This is a genomic window from Actinomadura luzonensis, from assembly GCF_022664455.2.
In the GTDB taxonomy this organism is placed as follows: Bacteria; Actinomycetota; Actinomycetes; order Streptosporangiales; family Streptosporangiaceae; genus Nonomuraea; species Nonomuraea luzonensis.
In genome coordinates this window covers 2,953,904-2,975,514 of the sequence record NZ_JAKRKC020000001.1, presented here as the reverse complement: position 1 = coordinate 2,975,514, position 21,611 = coordinate 2,953,904, and the positions used below count along the sequence as shown (strand labels likewise).

29 protein-coding genes are annotated in these 21,611 nt (G+C 71.6%); 15 read left to right on the top strand and 14 right to left on the bottom strand.

Translation table 11 applies throughout. The annotated features are described in order from the left end of the window. Window positions 1-80 precede the first annotated feature (80 nt). A complete protein-coding gene (gene ispF, locus MF672_RS14475) occupies window positions 81-554 on the bottom strand; it encodes a 2-C-methyl-D-erythritol 2,4-cyclodiphosphate synthase (protein WP_242377499.1) in 474 nt (157 codons plus the stop codon). A gap of 17 nt (window positions 555-571) precedes the next feature. After that, window positions 572-1,054, bottom strand: coding sequence for a CarD family transcriptional regulator (locus tag MF672_RS14470; RefSeq protein ID WP_043624891.1), 483 nt, complete (start codon window positions 1,052-1,054; stop codon window positions 572-574). Window positions 1,055-1,328: 274 nt separating this feature from the next. Between MF672_RS14470 and MF672_RS14465 the strand changes: the two genes are divergently transcribed. Continuing rightward, window positions 1,329-1,907, top strand: a complete 579-nt coding sequence (locus tag MF672_RS14465; protein ID WP_242377498.1) for a copper chaperone PCu(A)C domain-containing protein — start codon at window positions 1,329-1,331, stop codon at window positions 1,905-1,907. 55 nt (window positions 1,908-1,962) lie between these two features. Here MF672_RS14465 and MF672_RS14460 read toward each other — a convergent pair whose 3' ends face one another. Then, window positions 1,963-2,655, bottom strand: a complete 693-nt coding sequence (locus MF672_RS14460) for a response regulator (protein WP_242377497.1) — start codon at window positions 2,653-2,655, stop codon at window positions 1,963-1,965. Then, the gene (locus MF672_RS14455) at window positions 2,652-3,824 is read right to left on the bottom strand and encodes a sensor histidine kinase (RefSeq protein ID WP_242377533.1); all 1,173 of its coding nucleotides are present in this window, start codon (window positions 3,822-3,824) and stop codon (window positions 2,652-2,654) included. The genes MF672_RS14460 and MF672_RS14455 overlap by 4 nt, the downstream gene beginning before the upstream one ends. 133 nt (window positions 3,825-3,957) lie before the next feature. Between MF672_RS14455 and phoU the strand changes: the two genes are divergently transcribed. Continuing rightward, entirely contained in the window at window positions 3,958-4,602 is a 645-nt protein-coding gene (gene phoU, locus MF672_RS14450) for a phosphate signaling complex protein PhoU (protein WP_242377496.1), read from the top strand. Window positions 4,603-4,653: 51 nt separating this feature from the next. Next, the gene (locus MF672_RS14445) at window positions 4,654-4,893 is read left to right on the top strand and encodes a hypothetical protein (protein WP_242377495.1); all 240 of its coding nucleotides are present in this window, start codon (window positions 4,654-4,656) and stop codon (window positions 4,891-4,893) included. 42 nt (window positions 4,894-4,935) lie between these two features. Here the strand turns inward: MF672_RS14445 and MF672_RS14440 are convergent, their stop codons facing one another. The 3 genes from MF672_RS14440 to mshA are packed head-to-tail and all read right to left on the bottom strand — an operon-like array spanning window position 4,936 to window position 7,445. After that, a complete protein-coding gene (locus MF672_RS14440; RefSeq protein WP_242377494.1) occupies window positions 4,936-5,679 on the bottom strand; it encodes a phosphoglyceromutase in 744 nt (247 codons plus the stop codon). 36 nt (window positions 5,680-5,715) lie between these two features. Beyond that, entirely contained in the window at window positions 5,716-6,195 is a 480-nt protein-coding gene (locus MF672_RS14435) for a type III secretion system chaperone family protein (RefSeq protein WP_242377493.1), read from the bottom strand. Window positions 6,196-6,206: 11 nt separating this feature from the next. Continuing rightward, on the bottom strand, window positions 6,207-7,445 hold the full coding sequence (mshA, locus tag MF672_RS14430; RefSeq protein WP_242377531.1) for a D-inositol-3-phosphate glycosyltransferase: 1,239 nt from the start codon (window positions 7,443-7,445) through the stop codon (window positions 6,207-6,209). A gap of 149 nt (window positions 7,446-7,594) precedes the next feature. Here mshA and MF672_RS14425 point away from each other — a divergent pair, with 149 nt between their 5' ends. Both MF672_RS14425 and MF672_RS14420 read left to right on the top strand, forming a co-directional pair. Continuing rightward, entirely contained in the window at window positions 7,595-8,335 is a 741-nt protein-coding gene (locus MF672_RS14425; protein WP_242377492.1) for an SDR family oxidoreductase, read from the top strand. Next, entirely contained in the window at window positions 8,332-9,123 is a 792-nt protein-coding gene (locus MF672_RS14420; RefSeq protein ID WP_242377491.1) for a class I SAM-dependent methyltransferase, read from the top strand. The genes MF672_RS14425 and MF672_RS14420 overlap by 4 nt, the downstream gene beginning before the upstream one ends. A gap of 6 nt (window positions 9,124-9,129) precedes the next feature. Here the strand turns inward: MF672_RS14420 and MF672_RS14415 are convergent, their stop codons facing one another. Then, window positions 9,130-9,645: an O-acetyl-ADP-ribose deacetylase gene (locus MF672_RS14415; RefSeq protein ID WP_242377490.1), complete on the bottom strand. Its 516-nt coding sequence runs from the start codon at window positions 9,643-9,645 to the stop codon at window positions 9,130-9,132. A 52-nt stretch (window positions 9,646-9,697) separates the two neighbouring features. Between MF672_RS14415 and MF672_RS14410 the strand changes: the two genes are divergently transcribed. The 6 genes from MF672_RS14410 (at window position 9,698) to MF672_RS14385 (ending at window position 13,189) form a co-directional block, all read left to right on the top strand. Then, window positions 9,698-10,054 carry a BlaI/MecI/CopY family transcriptional regulator gene (locus tag MF672_RS14410; protein WP_302893210.1) on the top strand — a complete coding sequence of 119 codons (357 nt, stop codon included), beginning with the start codon at window positions 9,698-9,700 and terminating at the stop codon, window positions 10,052-10,054. Then, window positions 10,051-10,956: a M56 family metallopeptidase gene (locus tag MF672_RS14405; protein WP_242377489.1), complete on the top strand. Its 906-nt coding sequence runs from the start codon at window positions 10,051-10,053 to the stop codon at window positions 10,954-10,956. The genes MF672_RS14410 and MF672_RS14405 overlap by 4 nt, the downstream gene beginning before the upstream one ends. Window positions 10,957-11,016: 60 nt before the next feature. Next, window positions 11,017-11,508, top strand: coding sequence for a helix-turn-helix domain-containing protein (locus MF672_RS14400; RefSeq protein WP_242377488.1), 492 nt, complete (start codon window positions 11,017-11,019; stop codon window positions 11,506-11,508). A 3-nt stretch (window positions 11,509-11,511) separates the two neighbouring features. Beyond that, window positions 11,512-11,934: a hypothetical protein gene (locus tag MF672_RS14395; protein ID WP_242377486.1), complete on the top strand. Its 423-nt coding sequence runs from the start codon at window positions 11,512-11,514 to the stop codon at window positions 11,932-11,934. 131 nt (window positions 11,935-12,065) lie between these two features. Continuing rightward, window positions 12,066-12,434: a DUF2516 family protein gene (locus MF672_RS14390; protein ID WP_242377484.1), complete on the top strand. Its 369-nt coding sequence runs from the start codon at window positions 12,066-12,068 to the stop codon at window positions 12,432-12,434. A gap of 20 nt (window positions 12,435-12,454) precedes the next feature. Beyond that, the gene (locus tag MF672_RS14385) at window positions 12,455-13,189 is read left to right on the top strand and encodes an alanyl-tRNA editing protein (RefSeq protein ID WP_242377482.1); all 735 of its coding nucleotides are present in this window, start codon (window positions 12,455-12,457) and stop codon (window positions 13,187-13,189) included. Here the strand turns inward: MF672_RS14385 and MF672_RS14380 are convergent. Beyond that, window positions 13,186-14,112 (bottom strand): TetR/AcrR family transcriptional regulator, encoded by a 927-nt coding sequence (locus MF672_RS14380; RefSeq protein ID WP_242377479.1) that lies wholly within the window; start codon window positions 14,110-14,112, stop codon window positions 13,186-13,188. The genes MF672_RS14385 and MF672_RS14380 overlap by 4 nt on opposite strands. Window positions 14,113-14,216: 104 nt before the next feature. Here MF672_RS14380 and MF672_RS14375 point away from each other — a divergent pair, with 104 nt between their 5' ends. Beyond that, window positions 14,217-15,305 carry an FAD-dependent monooxygenase gene (locus tag MF672_RS14375; protein ID WP_242377477.1) on the top strand — a complete coding sequence of 363 codons (1,089 nt, stop codon included), beginning with the start codon at window positions 14,217-14,219 and terminating at the stop codon, window positions 15,303-15,305. Between the two features lie 27 nt (window positions 15,306-15,332). Next, a complete protein-coding gene (locus tag MF672_RS14370; RefSeq protein ID WP_242377475.1) occupies window positions 15,333-16,943 on the top strand; it encodes a DUF2207 domain-containing protein in 1,611 nt (536 codons plus the stop codon). Between the two features lie 25 nt (window positions 16,944-16,968). Here the strand turns inward: MF672_RS14370 and MF672_RS14365 are convergent, their stop codons facing one another. Then, entirely contained in the window at window positions 16,969-17,877 is a 909-nt protein-coding gene (locus MF672_RS14365) for an asparaginase (protein WP_242377473.1), read from the bottom strand. 61 nt (window positions 17,878-17,938) lie between these two features. On the opposite strand from MF672_RS14365, the gene dtd reads away from it, so the two are divergent. After that, the gene (dtd, locus tag MF672_RS14360) at window positions 17,939-18,364 is read left to right on the top strand and encodes a D-aminoacyl-tRNA deacylase (RefSeq protein WP_242377471.1); all 426 of its coding nucleotides are present in this window, start codon (window positions 17,939-17,941) and stop codon (window positions 18,362-18,364) included. Window positions 18,365-18,380: 16 nt separating this feature from the next. On the opposite strand, the gene ygfZ is transcribed toward dtd, so the two are convergent. After that, the gene (ygfZ, locus tag MF672_RS14355) at window positions 18,381-19,319 is read right to left on the bottom strand and encodes a CAF17-like 4Fe-4S cluster assembly/insertion protein YgfZ (protein WP_242377470.1); all 939 of its coding nucleotides are present in this window, start codon (window positions 19,317-19,319) and stop codon (window positions 18,381-18,383) included. Between the two features lie 10 nt (window positions 19,320-19,329). Then, window positions 19,330-19,743 carry a Fur family transcriptional regulator gene (locus tag MF672_RS14350; RefSeq protein WP_242377469.1) on the bottom strand — a complete coding sequence of 138 codons (414 nt, stop codon included), beginning with the start codon at window positions 19,741-19,743 and terminating at the stop codon, window positions 19,330-19,332. 385 nt (window positions 19,744-20,128) lie between these two features. Here MF672_RS14350 and MF672_RS14345 point away from each other — a divergent pair, with 385 nt between their 5' ends. After that, the gene (locus tag MF672_RS14345; protein WP_242377468.1) at window positions 20,129-20,812 is read left to right on the top strand and encodes a DUF899 domain-containing protein; all 684 of its coding nucleotides are present in this window, start codon (window positions 20,129-20,131) and stop codon (window positions 20,810-20,812) included. Here MF672_RS14345 and MF672_RS14340 read toward each other — a convergent pair. Continuing rightward, a complete protein-coding gene (locus tag MF672_RS14340) occupies window positions 20,809-21,105 on the bottom strand; it encodes a DUF2470 domain-containing protein (RefSeq protein WP_242377467.1) in 297 nt (98 codons plus the stop codon). The genes MF672_RS14345 and MF672_RS14340 overlap by 4 nt on opposite strands. Beyond that, window positions 21,102-21,590, bottom strand: coding sequence for a heme-binding beta-barrel domain-containing protein (locus MF672_RS14335; protein WP_242377466.1), 489 nt, complete (start codon window positions 21,588-21,590; stop codon window positions 21,102-21,104). The genes MF672_RS14340 and MF672_RS14335 overlap by 4 nt, the downstream gene beginning before the upstream one ends. Window positions 21,591-21,611 lie beyond the last annotated feature (21 nt).

Here is a 21,611-nt window from a genome sequence, read left to right as displayed (position 1 = left end):
GAACCGCCGCCTCCGCTCAGGGCGGGCCGGCTGACGGCCCGCCGGGACACCCTCACGCATCCCACATGAGAGACGCCCGGCTACGGGGACAGGTTCACCACCAGCGCCGTCGCGATGGCGGCGATGCCCTCACCCCTTCCGGTCAGCCCGAGCCCGTCGGTCGTGGTGGCGGACACGCTCACCGGGGCGCCCGCGGCGCCGCTCAGCGCCAGCTCGGCCTCGACCCGCCGGGGGGCGAGCTTCGGCCGGTTGCCGATCACCTGGACGGCGATGTTGCCGATCTCGTAACCCGCCGCGCGCACCTGGCGGGCGGTCTCCTGGAGCAGCACGGCACCAGAGGCGCCCGCCCAGCGCGGGTCGGCGGTGCCGAACAGCCGGCCGAGGTCGCCCAGCCCGGCCGCGGACAGCAGCGCGTCACAGGCGGCGTGGGCGGCGGCGTCGCCGTCGGAGTGGCCGTCGAGGCCGGGCTCCCCCGGCCAGTGCAGCCCGGCGAGGCTGAGCTCGCGCCCCGAGGCCGCCGAAGCGAACGGGTGGACGTCGACACCGACGCCCACCCGTGGAAGATTCGCGTTCAGCTGTTGAGAACCTCGTCGAGAAGGGCCTCAGCCTTGTCCTCATTGGTCTTCTCGGCGAGCGCCAACTCACTGACCAGGATCTGACGCGCCTTGGCGAGCATGCGCTTCTCGCCCGCGGACAGACCGCGCTCGCGGTCCCTCCGCCACAGGTCCCGAACGACTTCGGCGACCTTGTTCACATCACCGGATGCGAGCTTCTCCAGATTGGCCTTGTAACGGCGAGACCAGTTGGTCGGCTCTTCCGTGTGCGGCATGCGAAGGACGTCGAAAACCCGCTCAAGGCCTTCCTGGCCGACGACATCGCGCACACCGACGAGTTCTGCGTTTTCGGCTGGCACCTGGACGGTAAGGTCGCCCTTGTCGACCTTGAGCACCAGGTAGGTCTTTTCCTCACCCTTGATGGATCGCTTCGTGATTGCTTCGATCCGAGCAGCCCCATGGTGGGGGTAGACGACAGTGTCGCCGACCTGGAAAGTCATGTGACAAGTACCCCTTCCGCTGTACTCCAGGGTACCACGCATCCACAGCCTCCCGGAACAGTGAAATCCTCATAACTGCAGGTCAAAGCGGCATATTGGGGGTTGACAAGCGCGCAACTCTATGTCTGACATTTCCGGACATAGCGAATGACCTGCGGGGGCGCGGATATGACCATGGATTCGGATCGATATGGTTGGCGCTGCACTCACGCGTAGGCCATACATGCGCGAGAGCCCCCGACACGCATGCGCAAGACCCAAGGAGTACCCGCTCGTGACCAGCCGTCGCTGGATTGCCGCCGCCGCCGCGTTCTTGATCGCCCCCGTGCTCGCCGGTTGCGGCGCCGGATTCGACGCCACCACCAACAAGCCGTACGCGCCCAACGAGGCACAGGCCCTGATCGAGAACGGCTCTTACGGCTCGCGCGGCATTCACATCCCGCAGGCGTTCATCCTCGGCCCGGACTCGGGGGCGCAGCTCCCCTGGCGCGGCTCCGCCCCGATCTACCTCAACATCCTCAACACCACGGGCACCCCCGACACCCTCCAGGCGGTCTCGGCCGGCACCATGGGCACGGTCAAGGTCACGGCCCCCGTCCAGATCCCGAGCAACCAGCTCGTGAACACCGGCAAGCCCACCCCCCAGCTCATGCTCGAGTCGATCTCCAGGAGCCTCAGGGGCGGCGAGACCGTCAAGCTGGACCTCCAGTTCGCCAACGCCGGGATCGTGTCCCTGAACGTGCCTGTGGTCACGCGCAGCCGCGAATTCGCGGAGTACCCCGCCGCGCCCGGCGCGACGCCGGCCCCGACGCCCACCCCGTCCGCCTCGGCCCCCGCCGAGGAAGCGCACTGACCCAGCGGAAAACCCCTTGTCCCGGTACGCGGCCCGTACCGGAACAAGGGGTTTCTCAGTCGTCCACCACGTCGAACTTGTAGCCCAGGCCCCGCACGGTGAGGATGCACCGCGGGTTGGACGGGTCGGCCTCGATCTTCGCGCGCAGCCGCTTGACGTGCACGTCCAGCGTCTTGGTGTCGCCCACGTAGTCGGCGCCCCAGACGCGGTCGATGAGCTGGCCGCGGGTCAGCACCCGTCCGGCGTTGCGCAGCAGCACCTCCAGCAGCTCGAACTCCTTCAGCGGGAGCTGCACCTGCTCGCCGCGCACCGCGACCACGTGCCGGTCCACGTCCATGCGCACCGGCCCGACGGCCAGCACGGCGCTCTCCAGCTCCTCCACGACGTCGCCCTGCCGGCGCAGCACCGCCCGGATGCGGGCCACCAGCTCGCGCGAGGAGAACGGCTTGGTCACGTAGTCGTCGGCGCCCAGCTCAAGGCCCACGACCTTGTCGATCTCGCTGTCCTTGGCGGTCAGCATGATCACGGGCACCTTGGAACGCTGCCGCAGCGAGCGGCACACCTCCGTGCCGGGCAGGCCCGGCAGCATCAGGTCGAGCAGCACCAGATCGGCGCCGTTGCGGTCGAACGTGTCGAGCGCCTCCGGCCCGGTCGCCGCGACCGAGACCTCGAAGCCCTCCTTGCGCAGCATGTAGGACAGGGCGTCGGAGAACGACTCCTCGTCCTCGACGACGAGAACTCGGGTCATGTGGCTGCCTCCAGGGGAATAGCGGGTGGTACGGCCACCGCCGTGCCGCCGAAGGCGGGCAGGCGGAGCGTGAAGGTGGAGCCGGACCCTTCCTTGCTCCAGACGGACACCTCGCCCGCGTGCGCGGCGGCGACGTGCTTGACGATGGCGAGACCGAGCCCGGTGCCGCCGGTGGCCCGCGACCGCGCGGCGTCCACGCGGAAGAAGCGCTCGAAGATGCGCTCCAGAGCCTCCTCCGGGATGCCGATGCCCTGGTCGCTGACGCTGATCTCGACCGAGTCGCCGGCCGGGCGGACGCTCACCACGACCCGCGTGTGCTCCGGGCTGTAGGCGACCGCGTTGTCGATGAGGTTGCGGAGCGCCGTGACCAGCAGCTCGTCGTCGCCCCAGATGCGCAGGCCCTCGGTGCCGCCGGTGACGAGCGCGATGTCCTTGGCCGCGGCCTTGGTGTTGCAGTGGTCGATGGCGTCGTGGACGGCCTCGTCGATCGAGACCTGGCCGGGAGTGGGGATCGGCTCGGCGCCCTGGATCCTGCTCAGCGTGATGAGGTCCTGGACGAGGTAGTTGAGCCGGGCCGCCTCGTGCTGCATGCGGTTGGCGAAGCGGGTGACGGCCTCGGGGTCGTCGGCGGCGTCCTGGATGGTCTCGGCCAGCAGGCTGAGCGCGCCGACGGGGGTCTTCAGCTCGTGGCTGACGTTGGCGACGAAGTCGCGCCGCACCGCCTCGACCCGCCGCCGCTCGGTCTGGTCCTCGGCCAGGACGAGCACCTGGCCGTAGGAGCCGAGAGGCGCCACGCGGACGGCGAAGTTGGTGGTCTCCTGGCCGAACTTGTGGCCCGCGACGTCGATCTCGCTCTCGCGGATCTCGCCGTCGCGGCGTACCTGGCGGGCCAGGGCGAGCAGCTCGGCGGCCATCAGCCGGTCGCCCTTCACCAGGCCGAAGGCCCGCGCGGCCGAGCTGGCGCGAAGGACCCGGTCGTGGGCGTCGAGCACCACGGCGGAGGAGGGCAGCACCGCGAGGACGGAGGCCACGCCCTGCGGCAGCGCGGCGCCGCTCTCGGCGCCGTCGGCGTTGGCCGAACGGCTCGGGGCCTCGATCTGGTTGCGGTAGAACAGGACCGCCAGGGCTCCCACGACGAACCCGGCCAGGGCCGCGAAGCTCATGGCCATCTCACTCATGCCTTCGATGGTAGGTGGCGTTTTCCCAGGGACAGACCCCCTCATCAGGGGATGAACGTCCCTTTCCTGGAAAGTTCATCTCGCGGTAGGAGTTCGTTCATCATGCGCCACGTACGGTGACGGCATGCGCGACGCGTACCATGAAGAACTTGAAGGCCTGACCGACAAACTGGTCGAGATGACCAGGCTGGCCCGGTCGGCCATCTCCCGTGCCACCACGGCCCTCCTCGACTCGGACCTGGCGATCGCCGAGAGTGTCATCTCCCGCGACGAGGAAGTCAACGCGATCTTCGCCGAGATCGAGGCCACGATCTTCGACCTCATGGCCAGGCAGCAGCCGGTGGCGGTGGACCTGCGCCTGGTCATCACCGCGCTGCGCATGGGCACCGACCTGGAGCGGATGGGCGACCTCGCGGTCCACGTCGCCAAGGTCGCCCGGCTGCGCCACCCCGACTCGGCGATCCCGCCCCAGATGCGCTCCACGATCGTGGAGATGGGCCAGATCGCCGAGAACCTGATCACCAAGGCCGGCGGCTGCATCTCCTCGCGCGACGTGGAGTCGGCCCTGGAGCTGCCGCAGGACGACGACGCCATGGACCGGCTGCACCGGCGGCTGTTCCGGCTCCTGCTCAGCAAGGACTGGGAGCACGGCATCGAGGCGGCCATCGACATCACGCTCATCGGCCGCTACTACGAGCGGTACGCCGACCACGCGGTGCGCGTCGCGCAGGACGTCGTCTACCTCGTCACCGGCAGCCGCCCGTCCTGACGCCCGCGGCGCGGACGTCGTAAGCTGGGCCCGTCTCGGAAGGGGCGGGCCATGGCGGTGGAGAGCGGGCGCTGCTACGCCTGCAGGCGGGAGTTCGACTACGACCCCGCGGAAGTGACGACGTTCCTGGTCGACCAGATGACCGGGCTGCCGCCCGGGTTCACGGTCGCGGGCACGATGCGGCCCGCGACACCGGAGGCGGTGGCCCGCTCGGTCGACGTGCCGGTGTGCCCCGACTGCGTCGCCAAGGCCGAACGCGGCCTCCCCTTCGGCCCCACCATCGGCCCCTGACCCGCCACAGGGCGGCCGGGGCCTCCGGCGAGGGCGTGCGGCTCAGCGGCCCTGGTTGGCCACTGCTTCGATGGCGGCCTTGGCGGCCTCGGGGTCGAGGTATTCGCCGCCCCGCACGCGCGGCCGGAACTCCTCGTCCAGCTCGTAGACCAGCGGGATGCCGGTCGGGATGTTGAGGCCGGCGATGGCCTCGTCGCTGATGCCGTCGAGGTGCTTGACCAGGGCCCGCAGCGAGTTGCCGTGCGCGGCCACCAGCACCGTGCGGCCGGCCGCGAGGTCGGGGACGATCTCGTCGTACCAGTAGGGCAGCATGCGCTCCACGACGTCCTTCAGGCACTCCGTGCGGGGCATCAGCTCCGGCGGGAGCAGGGCGTAGCGGGCGTCGCCGGCCTGGGAGTACTCGTCGTCGTCGGCGATCGGGGGCGGCGGCACGTCGTAGGAGCGGCGCCAGAGCATGAACTGCTCGTCGCCGAACTCCTCGCGCGTCTGCGCCTTGTTCTTGCCCTGGAGGGCGCCGTAGTGGCGCTCGTTGAGCCGCCAGCTCCGCTTGACCGGCAGCCACATGAAGTCGGCCTCGGCCAGCGCGAGCTGGGCCGTCTGGATGGCCCGGGTGAGCAGGCTGGTGTGGACGATGTCCGGCCGCAGCCCGGCCTCCACGAGGAGCTTGCCGCCGCGGCGGGCCTCGTCCTCGCCCTTGGCGGACAGGCTCACGTCCACCCAGCCGGTGAACAGGCCCTTCGCGTTCCAGTCACTCTCGCCGTGCCGTAGCAGCACCAAAGTCGCCATGTCCCAATCCTATGGGTGGGAAGGGGAAAGGGAGGTTCAGCGGCCGGGGTCGGCGAAGCGGGCGAACGCCTGGAGGTTGGCCAGCGACTCGCCGCGCTTGGCCCGCCACTCCCACTCGCGCCGGATGGAGGAGGCGAAGCCCAGCTCCAGCGCGCGGTCGAACCAGTCGTCGGCGTAGGTGAGCACGCAGCCGAGCAGCCGGTCGACCTCCTCCTCGGTGACGGCGGCCGGCGGGAGGCGGCCCACCAGGTAGACGTCGCCGACGGGGTCGAGGGAGAAGTGCACGCCGTACATGGAGCCGTTCTTCTCCAGCAGCCAGCGGTAGAACTCCTCGTGGTTCTCGTCGGGCTTGCGGCAGAAGAACGCCTCGACGTGCAGCACCCGCTCGCCGACGATGAGCCAGGTCATGGTGGCGAGCTTGTGCTGCCCGGGGAGCTTGACAAGGAAGGCCCCGGGCCGCGGCTCGTCGTAGGTGACGTCCGCGGCCTTGAGCGCGGCTTCGACGACATCTCGCATGGTTAGGCAGGCTACAGATTCACCGCGACGGGCGTGTTGTGCAGGTGGGCGAGCGCGGCCGTGTAGACCTCGACCAGGCGGGAGGCGGTGGCCTGCCAGCCAAACGCGGCGGCGTGCCCGCGCGCGCCTCTCGCGAGCTGGTCGCGCCAGTGGGGAGCGGTCACGAAGCGGCGCAGCGCCTGCGCCCACTCGGCCGGGTCGTGGCCGTCGAGGAGCAGGCCGGAGACGCCGTCCCTGACGGCGGTGCGCAGCCCGCCGACGGCCGCCGCGGCGACCGGCGTGCCGCACGCCTGGGACTCCAGGGCGACGAGGCCGAACGACTCGTTGTACGACGGCACGACGGTGACCGTGGCCGCCCGGTACCAGTCGGCCAGCTCCTGCTGCGGCGCCGGCGGCACGAGGCGGACGACGTCGGCGATGCCCAGCTCGGCGGCCAGCTCGGTGAGCATGGACGGCCGCGCCAGCCCGTTGCCCGACGGGCCGCCGACGCAGGCCACGACCAGGCGCTCGCGCAGCGCGGGCTCCTCGATGAGCAGCCGGGAGGCGGCGCGCAGCAGCACGTCCGGGGCCTTGAGCGGCTGGATGCGGCCGACGAACAGCAGTACGTGCGCGCCCAGCGGCAGGCCGAGGCGGTGCCGGGCGGCGGCCTGAGAGCCGGGGCGGAACACGTCGAGGTCGACGCCGGGGTTGACGACGGCGACGCGCTCCTCGGCGGCGCCGTACAGGTCGATCAGCTCGCGGGCCTCGTCGGCGGTGTTGGCGACCAGGCGGTCGGCGATGTCCACGACCTGCTCCTCGCCGACCACGCGGGCCTGGGGCTCGGGCTTGTCGCCGGCGGCCAGCAGGAGGTTCTTGACCTTGGCCATGGTGTGCATGGTGTGCACGAGGGGGACGCCCCAGCGTTCCTTGGCCAGCCAGCCGACCTGGCCGGACAGCCAGTAGTGGGAGTGGATGACGTCGTAGCGGCCGGGGTCGTACATGGCCTCGGTGCGCAGCACCTCGGACAGGAAGGCGCACAGCTGGGCGGGCAGCTCGGCGCGGTCCATCTCCTCGTACGGTCCCGCGGCGACGTGCCGGACGAGGACGCCGGGGGCGAGCTCGGCCACCGGGGGGAGGTCGCGGGCGGTGGCGCGGGTGAAGATCTCCACCTCGACGCCGAGGTCGGCGAGCCGTCTGGCGGACTCGACGATGTACACGTTCATGCCGCCGGCGTCGCCCGTGCCGGGCTGGTCCAGGGGCGATGTGTGCATGCTGATGGTCGCGACCCGGCCGACCCGTCGTCGCCTCACTCGGCACCACCTCCTTGCAGGTAACTATCCAGATTTTTGCGACATTCCCGACAAGTGGTGATAGCGGGGGTGCGGACGGCGGGCGCGGCGGGCGCTGGCAGGATGTGGGCATGCGGAAGACGGCTGTGGTGACCGGGGCGAGCAGCGGGATCGGCGAGGCGACGGCGCGCCGGCTCGCCGCCGAGGGGTACGACGTGGTGGCCGGCGCGCGACGCCGCGACCGGCTCGACAAACTGGCCGCCGAGGCCCCCGGCGTCCGGCCGGTGACGCTCGACGTGACCTCCCAGGAGTCGGTGGACGCGCTGGCCGCCTCGCTGGAGCGCTGCGACGTGCTGGTGAACAACGCGGGCGGCGCCTTCGGCCTGGAGCCGGTGACCGAGGGCCGGCTCGACGACTGGCAGCGCATGTACGACGTGAACGTGCTCGGCTCGCTGCGCATGGTCCAGGCGCTGACGCCGAAGCTGATCGCCTCCGGCGACGGCGTGCTGGTGATGCTGACCTCCACCGCCGGCCTGGTGTCGTACGAGGGCGGCGGCGGCTACTGCGCGGCCAAGCACGCCCAGAGCTCGATGGCCGAGACCCTGCGCCTGGAGCTGGTCGGGCAGCCGGTGCGGATCGTGGAGATCGCGCCGGGCATGGTGCGGAGCGAGGGCTTCGCGGTGACCAGGTTCCGCGGCGACCAGGAGGCCGCCGACCGCGTCTACGAGGGCGTCCCCGACCCGCTGAGCAGCGACGACGTCGCCGACGCGATCGCCTGGTGCGTCACCAGGCCGGCCCACGTCAACGTCGACCGGCTGGTCATCCGCCCGCGCGCGCAGGCCGCCCAGCACAAGGTGCACCGGGTTCGGTGACCAGGCCCGTCGGCGCCGTCACCAGGGGCACGACCGGCCACAACCGGCTGCGCCGCTGCGACCGCTGGGTGGTCGCGGCGCACGGCCGGCGGCTGCGTGCCGCCGACCGGCCCCTGGTGGTGGACCTGGGCTATGGGGCCTCGCACACCACGACGCTGGAGCTGTTCACCCGGCTGCGCCGGGCGGCGCCCGGGGTCGAGGTGGTGGGGATCGAGATCGACCCGGCGCGGGTGGCGCTCGCCAAGCCGTACGAGCGGGAGGGGCTGAGCTTCCGGCTCGGCGGCTTCGAGCTGCCCGTGGACCGGCCGCCGACGCTGGTCCGGGCGTTCAACGTGCTGCGCCAGTACGCCGAGGCGGACGCCTGGCGCTACTGGGACCTGCTGTGCGGCAAGCTGGCCCCGGACGGCGCGCTGGTGGAGGGCACCTGCTCGGAGACCGGGCGGCGGGCGGTGTGGGTGGACCTGTCGCGGGAGGGGCCGCGGACGCTGACGTTCTCGGCCCGCTTCGACGCCTTCGAGCGGCCCTCCGACCTGGCCGACCGGCTGCCGAAGACGCTCATCCACCGCAACGTGCCGGGTGAGCGCGTCCATGCGTTCCTGCGCGACTTCGACCGCGCGTGGGCGGTGAGCGCGCCTTACGGGGCGCACGGGGCGCGGCAGCGCTGGCTGGCCGCCGTCCGGCTGCTCGGGGACTCCTGGCCGGTCTGCGCGCGCCCGCCGCTGGGCGGGGCGCGGCGCTGGCGGCTGGGCGAGGTGACCCTCTCCTGGTCGGCGATCGACCCCCGCTGATCTCCCCTAGGCCCGCTGACCGAGCCTGGACCCGAAGACCGCGTAGGCCGGGCCGTCGAACAGCACGAACGTGACCTCCGTCACGGACGTCTCCGCCGCCCGCGCCGTCTCCACGGCGATGCGGGCGGCGTCGTCCATCGGCCAGCCGTAGATGCCGGTCGAGATCGCGGGGAAGGCGACCGTGGCCGCCCCCAGCTCGTCGGCCACCCGCAACGACTCGCGGTAGCACGAGGCCAGCAGGTCCGAGCGGTCCTGCGACGGCGAATAGACCGGGCCCACGGTGTGGATCACCCAGCGGGCGGGCAGCCGGCCCGCGGTCGTGGCCACCGCCGAGCCGGTCGGCAGGCCGCCGGCGTACCGGCCGGCCCGCAGCGCCCGGCACGCCTCCAGGATCTCTGGGCCGCCGCGCCGGTGGATCGCGCCGTCCACGCCGCCCCCGCCGAGGAGCGAGGAGTTGGCGGCGTTGACCACGGCGTCCGCCCGCTGCTCGGTGATGTCGCCCTTGACCAGCGTGATATTCATCTCAAGCCTCCCGGATGCCAGCTCGACGCCCTGTAGAGCTACCCTGAAGAACGTGAAGGGTCTCGGCGAGCTTGAACGCAGCATCATGGACATTTTGTGGGCGGAAGACGGGGCGTTGACCGCCCGCGAGGTCGGCAGGCTCATCGCCGACCGCGACCTCGCCCCCACCACGGTGATGACCGTCCTCGACCGCCTCACCCGCAAGGGCTTCCTCCACCGCACCCGTGACGGCCGCGCCTGGCGCTACCAGCCGGCGGAGAGCCGCGACGCGTACATCGCCGAGCTTATGCTGGAAGCCTTGGACCTGACGGGCGACCGATCGGCCGCCCTGACCCGCTTCGCCCAGGCCGTGTCGGGCCCCGAGGCGGAGATCCTGCGCAGAGCCCTCACGGAGCTGGAGGAAGAGTGATCACGGCAGCGGCGCTGGCAGCGCTCGCTGCGGCGTGCGCCGTTGGCTCCTGGCGTTTCACCAAAGCCGACTGGACCCCGCGCGCGCCGCGGCTGGCCATCATTCTCTGGCAGTCCCTGGGCGTGGCCTGGGGCCTCGCCACGACCGGCGCCATGCTGGCGTACGCGGTCCAGCCCTACGACCTCGGCGTGCTGCCGGGGCTCATCGCGTTCGCGCGGGGCGAGACGCCCGCCGCTGCGTGGGACCCGCTGCACGTGCTCGCCATGATCGCGGGCCTGACCGCGCTGGCCGTGCTGGTCGCGGTGCTGCTGACGGCCGGCGTGCAGGCGTTGCGGGCCCGCCGCCGGCACCGCATGCTGCTCGCGCTCATCGCCCACGACGACCCGTCGATCCCCGGCGTGCGGGTGCTCGACCATCCGGGCGCGGCGGCGTACTGCGTGCCGGGGCTGCGCTCGCAGGTCGTGGTCAGCGAGGGGGCGCGCAAGCTGCTGTCGCAGGACGAGCTGGCCGCGGTGCTGGCGCACGAGGCGGCGCACGTGCGCGAGCGGCACGACCTGGTGCTGCTGCCGTTCGCCGCGCTGCGCAGGGCGCTGCCCTGGTCGAAGGTGGTGGCCGACGCGCAGGCGCAGGTCGAGCTGCTCATCGAGATGGCCGCCGACGACCGGGCCCGCCGCTACTGCTCGCCGCGGCGCCTGGCCACGGCGCTGCTGCGGTTCGGCTCGGCGGGGGCCATGCCGACGCCGCACGGCATGCTGGGCGTGCACGTCCACAACGTGATGGCGCGGGTCGACCGCCTGGTCAAGCCGGGCCCTGAGCTGGCGTTCTCGGTGCGTTACGGCTACCTCACGCTCGCTGTGACATTGCTCACCGCCGCGCCCGCCCTGTGGTTCTACCAGCTCTGATGCTTGCTGGTGTTAACCGCCGCGTTTGCAATTGCAAGCAGCGGGCGGCAGACTATGGGTATGGCACTACCCAAGGTCGGTTCGATCGGTGAATACATCCGCGAGCAGCGGCAGCAGGCGAAGATCTCGCTGCGCCAGCTCGCGGCGGCTGCCGGGGTCTCCAACCCCTACCTCAGCCAGATCGAACGCGGCCTGCGCAAGCCGAGCGCGGAGATCCTCAACCAGATCGCCAAAGGTCTGCGCATCTCCTCGCAGGCGCTCTACGTGCAGGCCGGCCTGATCGAGGACCGCGAACCGCCGAGCGACGTGATCACCGCGATCCGCGCCGACGCGCACCTCACCGAACGGCAACGCCAGGTGCTGATCGACATCTACGAGTCGTTCCGCAAGGAGCAGCCGGCCGAGGGCGAGCAGACCTCCCAAGACGCCCGCCCCCGGTCCGGCTCCGAGCAGGACGACGAGCCGCTGCCCGAGGAGTTTCTCGCCGCTCTTGAGCCCTACGCGGCGACCTCACGCAACGGCAACGTCACCCCGGAAACCAAGGAAGGTTAACCCATGACGCTCGCCACCGAGGTCAAGAAGCTCACCGATTCCAAGCCCTTCTACGCGGTCGCGGGTGTCGGCGACTACGCCGTCGAGAAGCTGCGCGAGCTGCCCGAGCAGCTCCAGCGGCTCCAGGCGCGGCGTTACGAGCTGGCCCGCGAGCTGCCCGAGCGCACCCGCGCCTACGCCGACAAGGTCGAGTCCGTGGCCCGCGAGTTCCCCGAGAAGGCCCGCGAGTACGCCGACCAGCTCGGCCACCGCGCCACCGAGGTCTACGAGGACTTCGCCACGCGGGGCCGCAAGGTCGTCAGCAAGGCCACCGGCACGGCCGCCCTCGAGCTGGAGGAGGTGTCGGAGGCCGCCGAGCCGCCCGTCGCCGAGCCCGTCGAGCCGGTCAAGAAGACCACCCGCACCACCAAGGCCGTCAAGGCCTGACCGTTCCCCCTGGAAAGGCCCGTCCCGTTCATGCGGAGACGGGCCTTTCCGCTCGGGGTTGCCCGGCTGTCGGTCCCGCCTATTAGGCTGGGGACCGGTTTTCATCTCGCGCGTTGGGCGGAGCCGACAACATGAGTCTGATCAACGGGGTCTTCAACCTCCTCTTCCTGGTGCTCGCCGCCGTCATCTTCGGCATGTCGGTCTACGCGCTCGTGCACGCGCTGCGGGTGCCGACCAACGCGTTCCTCGCGGCGGGCAAGCTCCAGAAGCCCATCTGGCTGCTCATCCTGGTGCTGGCCACGCTGTTCTCCGGGGCCGGGGCGTGGAGCTACTTCAACGCGTTCCTGCTCATCGGCAGCGAGGGCTTCCTCGGCATCGGGCTCGGCATCTTCTCGATCCTGGCCGTCATCGCCGCCACCGTCTACATCGTGGACGTCAAGCCCGCGGTCAAGGGCATGGGCGGCCGGGGCGGCAACAACGGCCCGTACGGCCCCTGGTGACCAAGCTCTAGGCTGCCGTCATGACCTATGACGTCCACGGGCGTACCCGAAGGCTCGAACTGGCCGACCAGGCGCTGCGCGACTTCGAGGCCGTCGTGCTCGACTCCTCGCCCGAGGGGATCGTGCTCGACCGGTCGGCCTTCTACCCGGGCGGCGGCGGCCAGCCCGCCGACCACGGGGTGCTCATCTGGCAGGGCGTGGAGACGCGCATCGTCGGTGTGCGCAAGGGCGACGACCTCCAGCTCGTCCCGGCCGAGGGCGACCCGGTGCCGCCCGCCGGCACGGTGGTGGAGGCGGCGGTGGCCGACGCGCGCCGCTCGGCGCTCATGCGCACCCACTCCGGCCTCCACGTGTTGTGCGGCGTGGTCTTCCGCGACTACGGCTGCCTGGTCACCGGCGGCAACATGGACGAGCTGAGCGCCCGCATGGACTTCAACCTGCCCGAGGTGCCGCCGGGGTTCAAGGAGGCGGTCGAGGACGCCTGCAACGCCGAGATCACCGCCGACCGCCGCATCGACGTCAAGGTGCTGCCCCGCCCCGAGGCGTTCGCGATCCCCGACATCATCCGCACCGCCACCAACCTCGTGCCGGAGAGCGTCCAGGACGTCCGCATCGTCGACATCGTGGGCCTCGACACGCAGGCCGACGGCGGCACCCACGTCGCCTCGACCAAGCAGATCGGCCGCATCAAGGTGGCCAAGATCGAGAGCAAGGGCAAGGGGTTCCGCCGCCTGCGCATCCAGATCTCCGACTAGTCGATCATCCGGCTGAGCCCGTCGAGCAGGGGGCGCAGGCCGAACTCGAAGAGCCGGTCGAGGTCGAGGTCGAAGTCGCCCAGCTCGCGCAGGAACGCGGCGAAGGCCCCGTAGCCCGGCGACTCGCTGACCTGCCGCATGCGCTCCTCCTGCGCGCTCATCCACTCCTCGTCGCTCAGCCCGGTCGCGGCCCGGGCCCGCCGCTCCTGCTCGATGTTGGCGGCCAGGCCCTGCACGAAGCTGTGGACGAGGATGTGGACGTGCATCTTGGCCGTGGCGTCGAGCCGGGTGCCGGCCAGGGCGCGCATCGCCCATTCCGAGTGCTTCAGCAGGCCGGCCGAGGGCAGCGGCCGGTAGAGCGAGGAGACGTCGGCCATCCAGGGGTGCGCGCGGTAGGCGGCCCACTGGAGCCGGGCGGTCGTCTCCAGCGCCTCGCGCCAGCCCGCGGGCGGCTCCGCGGGCAGCGGGTGGTCGCCGATCACCGTGTCGAGCATGAGCAGGACCAGCTCGTCCTTGCCGCCGACGTGCCGGTAGAGGGACATGGTGGCCATGCCGAGCCGGTCGGCGAGGCCGCGCATGGTCAGCTCGTCGAGGCCGTCGGCGTCGGCGATCTCGACGGCCGCGCGGACCACGCGCTCCCGCGTGCCGTCGGGCCCGGCGGGCGCGCCCCGGCGGGCGGCCGGCCCCTGGGCGGCGCGGCCTGAGCGGAGCGGCTCGGCCACCACGGTGCCGACCCGCGGCTCGGCGATCACCACGCCCTCCTGGGCGAGCAGCGCGAGCGCCCTGGTGGCGGTGGCCAGGGCCACGTTCCAGTCGCGGGCGAGCTGGCGGGTGGACGGCACGCGGTCGCCGGGACGCAGCCGGCCGTCGGCGACGCGCCGCTTGATGTCGGCCGCGATGCGCGCGTAGGGCGGGACTTCCATGCTCTCCCCTGTCCTAGTACAGATCTGCTCATCATAGCGTTGCGGCCTGCTGTATGTACGCCGTACATTCAGTTCTGCGTACAACGTACAGAAGGAGCGCGAACATGAAGGTCCTCATTTCCGGAGCGAGTGTCGGCGGCCCCGTCCTGGCCTACTGGCTGCGGCGGCACGGCGCCGAGGCGGAGCTCGTCGAGCGGGCGCCGGCCCCGCGCAGCGGCGGCCAGGCCATCGACATCAGGGGCGCGGCGCTCACCGTCGCCGACCGGATGGGCGTGCTGGAGCAGGCCAGGGCCCTCCGCACCACGATGCGCGGCATGTCCATGCTGGACGGCGAGGGCAACGAGCTGATGCGCAGCACCGAGGGGACGCTGAGCGGCGGCGCGTTCGACAGCCCGGACGTCGAGATCATGCGCGACGACCTCACCGCTCTGCTCATGGACGCGGCCGCCCCCGACATCCGCTACGGCGACTCGATCGCCGCCCTCGCCCAGGACGCCGACGGCGTGGACGTCACCTTCGACAGCGGCCGCCGCGACCGCTACGACTACGTGGTCGGCGCCGACGGCCTGCACTCCAACGTGCGCCGCCTCGCCTTCGGCCCGGAGGAGCGCTTCGTGCACCACCTCGGCGCGTACGTCTCCATCTTCACCGCCCCCAACTTCCTCGGCCTCGACCACTGGCAGACCTGGTTCCAGGACGGCGCGGTCGGCGGCTGCGTCTACAGCGACCGCGACACCACCACCATGCGCGTCAACCTGGGCTTCCAGGACGGCCCCGTCGCCTACGACCACCGCGACACCGACGCCCAGAAGCGCCTGATCCAGGAGCGCTGCGCCGGCCTCGGCTGGGAGGGCCCCCGGCTGCTGGAGGCCATGTGGAAGGCCGACGACTTCTACTTCGACGCCATGGCCCAGGTCAAGATGGAGCGCTGGTCGGCCGGCCGGGTGACGCTGGTCGGCGACGCCGGCTACTGCGCCTCGCCGCTGTCCGGGCAGGGCACGAGCCTCGCCATGGTCGGCGCGTACGTGCTGGCGCAGGAGCTCGCCGCCGGCCCGGCCGCCGCGCTCGACCGCTACGAGCACCGCATGCGCCCGTTCGTCGCCGCCAACCAGGCCCTCGCCACCGAGAACCCGGGCCAGGGCGCGGCCCCCGAGAGCATTCAGCGGGCGGCCACCGCCATCACACTCGATTGACGGGACGAACCGCTACGATTTGCCGCCATGACCGGAATCAGACTCACGTTGGCCGCGCTGGGGGCCGCCGCTCTGACGTTGACCGCCGCTCCCGCCGCCCTGGGCGCGGCGGCCGGCATCACGGACGACGTCACGATGACCCTCGGCAAGGACGGCACCCTCCACGTGGTCGAGAAGATCAGCGGGGGGTCGAGTGGGCTGGCGCGCACGTTCATCACCCGCACCCGGTACGACGACGACAACGACCGCCTCTACCAGATCACGAACGTCAAGGGCGGCACCTTCGACGGCGAGACCCTCACCGTGACGGGCGGCACCGTCGAGTACGACGTCAAGGGCGCGGTCATGTCCACGGGCGGCGTCGAGGAGCTGCGCTGGTTCGCGGTGAGCGGCTGGAACCAGCAGGTCGCCAAGGCCACGGTCAAGGTGCAGGGCCCCGGACAGGTGCAGAACCTGTCCTGCTTCGCCGGCGAGCTGACCTCGGCCGTCGGCTGCACCGCCGCCTCCATGGACCACTCGGCCACCCAGGCCGACTTCGAGCAGGAGAACATCGCCCCCGGCCAGGCGCTGACCGTCGTCATCGGCTTCCCCTCGGGCTCCAGCAAGGGCGCGCCGATCCTGGAGCGGCGCTTCTCGCTGGCGTCGGCGTTCACGCTGAACACCGTCACCGGCGGCGCGCTCGCGGGCCTGCTGGTGCTGCTGCTCGGCGGCATCGGCCTGCTCTACTGGACGCGAGGCCGCGACGCCCGGGTGGCCGGCCACGAGCAGGGCGCGGTCAGCCCGGTCCAGAACGGTCACTTCTCCCCGCCCGACGGGGTGCGGCCCGGCCAGATCGGCACGCTCGTGGACGAGCAGGCCGACGTCGTGGACGTCACCGCCACCATCGTGGACCTCGCCGTGCGCGGCTACCTGCGCATCGACGAGCAGCCCCGCCAGACCTACGACGCCCCCGACTGGCTGCTGGTGCGGCTGCCCACGGCGCCGGTCAACGCCCTGCTGCCCTACGAGAAGGCGCTCTACGACGCCATCTTCGACGGCCGGGACGCGGTGCTGCTGTCCCAGCTCACCGGAACGTTCGCGACGCACCTCGGCAAGGTGCGCGACGCGCTCTACGCCGACGTGGTCAAGCAGGGCTGGTTCGCCCGCCGGCCCGACACCGAGCGCACCCGGTGGACGACGATCGGCGTCATCCTCATCGCCGCGGGCGTGCTGGCCACGGTGGGGCTGGCCTGGTTCACCACGTACGGGCTGCTCGGCCTCGCCGTCATCATCGCGGGCGCCGCGCTCGCGGTCGGCGGGCAGTACATGCCGGCCAAGACCGCCAAGGGCTCGGCGGCGCTCGCGCACACCCTGGGCTTTCGCGAGTACCTGTTCTCCGGCGAGCTGGGGCACGTGCCCGAGCAGCACCGGGTGGAGCTGTTCTCCCGCTACCTGCCCTACGCGGTGATCTTCGACGGGGTGGAGCACTGGTCGCGGGTGGTGGCCTCCGTCACCGGCAACGGCCACCAGGCCGACAACCTCTACTGGTACCACGGGCCGGCGGAGTGGGACCTGTCGAAGTTCGCCGGGTCGATGCGCACGTTCTGCACGACGACCTCGGGCGCCATCTCCGCGACCCGCCAGTTCCGCACGCTCTGACCGGCGGCCGGCCGGCGGCGGGCGGTCAGCGGATCCGCACCTCCCCGACCGGCCGTCCCCCGCCGAGCACCGGCGGGGTGGCCAGCTCGGCCAGCTCGGGGGCGTCCAGGCCGAGCGAGCGCAGCGCCGCGACCGTGACGGGCACCCGGGCGCGCGGCGAGCCGTCCTCGATCTTGACGGTGCCGGCGCGGCCGTCCTCGAAGGCGAACGCGTCGAAGCCCTCCGCCCCCGCCTTCACCATCAGGCCCGGCAGCGCCCGCATGAGCCGGGCCTCGGGCCGGTCGGTGCCGGACGTCCACTCCGGGTGGGCGCGCATCGCGTCGAAGATCTTGCGCTCGTAGGAGTCGGGCGACGACCTCGGGAACGCCCGGAACGCCTTGGTCACCCCGAGCATCGAGACGAAGAACAGCGGCGCGCCGCAGCCGTCCACGCCCGAGGCCGCCACACGCTCGCCGGTGAACTCCTCCACGGTGTCCCTGATCGCGCGCTGGAGCGGGTGCGACGGCTGCAGGTACGTCTCCAGCGGCCAGTCGTTGAGCACGCAGGTGGCCAGCATGGCGGCGTGCTTGCCCGAGCAGTTCATGTAGACGCGCCCGCGCTCGGTCGCGCTCCGGTCGGCCGGGTAGTCCTCGGGGCAGCCCAGCGCCGACTCCTCCAGCCCGGCCTCGCCGAGGATCTTGCGCACCCCGTCCACGTGGAACGGCTCGCCCGAGTGCGAGGCACAGGCCAGCGCCAGCAGCTCGTCCTCCAGCGGAAGGCCGCAGCGCAGCATGCCGAGCGCCTGGAGCGGCTTCATCGACGACCGCGGCGAGGCCGGCACGTGCACCGCGCCCCGCGTCTCGACCAGGCGGCCTTCCGCGTCCACCGTCAGCATGCGAGCCTGGTGCGTGGACTCCACGAACCCGGACCGCACGACCTCCACAATCAGCGACATTTGGCGCACTCCTTTCGGGTCGAGTCTACGGAGGGTTTCACCTGGTCCAGAATGAGATGCCATGCGAGCAGTGGTGCAGCGAGTCAGTTCAGCGTCCGTGGAGGTGGACGGCCGCACGGCCGGCGCGATCGCCGAGCCCGGCCTGCTCGTCCTGGTCGGGGTCACGCACACCGACACCAGGGCGGAGGCGGCCAAGCTGGCCGCCAAGTTGTGGGGGCTGCGCGTCCTGCACGGCGAGAAGTCCTGCTCGGACGTCGACGCGCCGCTCCTGGTGATCAGCCAGTTCACCCTCTACGGCGACGCGCGCAAGGGCCGGCGGCCCACCTGGCAGGCCGCCGCCCCGGGGCCGGTCGCCGAGCCCCTGGTGGACGCCGTGGTCGAGGAGCTGCGCGCGCTCGGCGCCCGGGTGGAGACCGGGGTGTTCGGCGCGGACATGAAGGTGTCGCTGGTCAACGACGGGCCGATCACCCTCGTGCTGGAGTTCTAGCGGACCCGCCCCGCCGCTAGCGGATGCGCCGCCTCAGGGACGGGTCGATGGCGACGTTGCGGCCGGCGTCCGGGGGCACGACGACCTCCTGGCTCGCCGCCACGCCGCCGGCCAGCAGCGGCGCGTCGACCGGCACCGTGCGCTTGACCACCGCCAGCGCGATCGGCCCCAGCTCGTGGTGGCGGGCCGCCGAGCCGACGACGCCGACCTCCTGGCTCTCGAAGATCACCGGATCGCCGTGCACGGGCAGCGTGTCGACGCTGCCGTCGAGGTGCAGGAAGACCAGGCGGCGCGGCGGGTGCCCGAGGTTGTGCACGCGGGCCACGGTCTCCTGGCCGCGGTAGCAGCCCTTGCTGAGGTGCACCGCGGCGCCGATCCAGCCCACCTCGTGGGGGATGGTCTTGTGGTCGGTCTCGAACCCCAGCCGGGGCCGGTGCGCCTCGATGCGCAGCGCCTCGTACGCCCACAGCCCCGCGAGCGGCCTGCCCAGGTGCTCGGGCAGCTCGGCGCGCGGCACCAGGAAGTCGTCGGTGGCGGTGGAGAGCACGGCGAGGTCGTCGGCCCGCGACACCTCGACCCGCAGCATGAACCGCATGCGGTCGAGGTAGTCGACGAGGCTCTGCGCGGTGCCCGGCTCGACGTGGGCCAGCACGCTCTCGCCGTCGTCGACGAGCGTCAGGTGGTGCAGCACGCGGCCCTGGAGGTCGAGGTCGAGGGTTTGGGTCCACTCGCCCGGTCTGAGCGTGTCGAGCTTCTGCGAGGTGAGGTCGTTGAGCCACTTCAGCCGGTCGGCGCCGGAGACGCGGACCACCTCGCGGTTGCTGCGGTCGACGACCGCCTCGCCCTTGGCCAGCGCGCGCTGCTCGGCGAACAGGTCGCCGTAGTGCGCGGCTACGTCGGAGTCCGGCGCGTCGGCCGCGACGGCGCCGGGAAGGTCGAGCAGAGGGCTACGCATGCCCTCCAGGCTATCGGCACTCGCGGCAACGTCCGAAGACGGTCAGGTGGTGGACGTCGGTCGCGAAGCCCATCTCGTCGTCGAGCGCCTTCACCAGCCCCTCGACCAGCTCCGGCCGCACCTCGATGACCCGGTCGCAGCCCCGGCACACCAGGTGGACGTGGTCGGCCTCGGCCGCCAGGTGGTAGGTGGGAGCCCCGTGCCCGAGGTGCGTGTGGGTGACCAGCCCCAGCTCCTCCAGCAGCTCCAGCGTCCGGTAGACGGTCGAGATGTTGACCCCGCGCGCCGTCTGCCGGACCTTGACGCAGATCTCCTCGGGGGTGGCGTGCTCCAGCTCCTTGACCGCTTCGAGGACGAGCTGGCGCTGCGGCGTGACCCGGTAGCCCTTAGCGCGAAGTTCCTCGTGCCACTGCGTCTCGGTCATGCCCCCGAGTGTACGGCCCGGTGATATTCACTTGCCTACGGGACGAAACACCACATAGCTTCATGGGTACGCGGAAAGGAGGTGGTCCGAATAATGGTTAGTCATAGTCGGGCTAGCGAGGTGGTTGTCCGCTGACGTCGCGGACGCCTGTCTCGGTCTCGTGACGTGACGCGAATACGAGGCAACCACCGGGGCCCCTGGCAGCCGGAGGGCGGGATCGAATCCCGGCCTTGGTCCATCCGGCCCGCCCGCACCCGCGGGCGGAGTGATGCCTGGGGCCCTTCTTCATGTCCCGATGAGTTTCGCGCTCCCCGCCGGTCTTCTCCTGAGCACCGTACGACTGAGCACCGTACGACAGCACCGTACGACGTCCTCCGGAGGGACCATGAGCACGAACGCACTACCGCCCGTCGTCGACGCCGAGACCTGGCAGCGCGAGCTCGACGCGCTGCGCGCCAGGGAGAAGGCCGCCACCCGGGAGCTCGACGCCATCGCCGCGCAGCGCCGCCGCCTGCCGATGGTGCGGATGCCGGACTACGTCCTGGAGGGCGAGAACGGGCCGGTCCGGCTCGCCGACGTCTTCGAGGGCAGGAGCCAGCTCATCGTCTACAACCACATGTGGTTCGCGGGCAAGGAGTGGCAGTGCCCGGGCTGCACCGGCTACACCTCGCAGTTCACCCGCCTGGAGTTCCTGGACGCCTACGACGCCCGGTTCGTCATCGTCACGCAGGGCCCGATCGACGAGGCGCTCGCCTACAAGCGCCGCGTCGGCAACAAGATGACCTGGTACTCCACCGCGAACAGCCCGTTCGGCGCGGACGTCGGCGCGCCTCCCGGCGGCGGCTTCGCCGTCAACGTGTTCCTGCGCGACGGCGACGCCGTCTACCGCACCTGGCACACCGCCGGCCGGGGCACCGAGCAGCTCAGCCACACCTTCGCGCTGATCGACGTGCTGCCGTACGGGCGGCAGGAGGAGTGGCAGGACGTGCCCGAGGGCTGGCCGCAGTCGCCCACCTACAGCAGGTGGGCCTCCTCCAAGGACATCGCCGCCGCCTACGGCACCGCCTAGTGCTCACCCCGGGGCGCGACGCCCAGCTCGGCGCAGGCCCGCCGGTACAGCGTCACCACGGCCTTGCGGACCTGCGCCCGCTCGGTGAGCGTCGCGCCCCACGGCACGCGTACGCGCTCGCCCCCGTCGATCGTGAACTCGATCGCCTCGGCGTCCACGTCGCTGGTCACGGCCGTGGTGGCGGCCGGCCGGCCGCCGAGCGCCCGCACGATGAGCAGGGAGTCGCCGGCGTGGTCGTCGTTCATGTGCCGCTTGATGGCCTCCACCGCGTCGGCGGTGAAGGGCGTGCTCACGAGACCTTCTTCAGCTCGGCCGACATGTGGTCCGACAGCGGCTGCCCCATCGCGGCCATCTCGTAGGCCCACATGAGGTTGCCGTTGACCAGCCCGTACAGCCGGTGGCCCGCGGTGTACTCCTTCGCGGTGACCGTGCGCGCCACGACGTCGGTGCGCAGCTCGATCTTGTGGAAGACCACCTCGCCGATGTAGATCTCGACGACGCCGGTGGGGTGCGCGAGCACCACCTCGAGCTGCCGCTCGGGCAGCGCGCGCCAGTAGCCGGTCTCGGTGGCGAGCGGCCGGACCCGGTCGCCGTCCTGGTCGAGCAGCCAGGTGCGGCTGACGTAGGTCAGGAACGGCTTGCCGTTGTGACCGAACTCGATCTCCTGCCCGAAGTTGAAGCTCTCGATCGTCGGGTAGCCGCCGACGCCCGCGCCCTCCCACCGGCCGAGCAGGAACGCGATCGGCTCCAGGGCGGGGTGCACCTCAGGTTCTTCCATGGTCCCCAAGCCTAGTGGCGC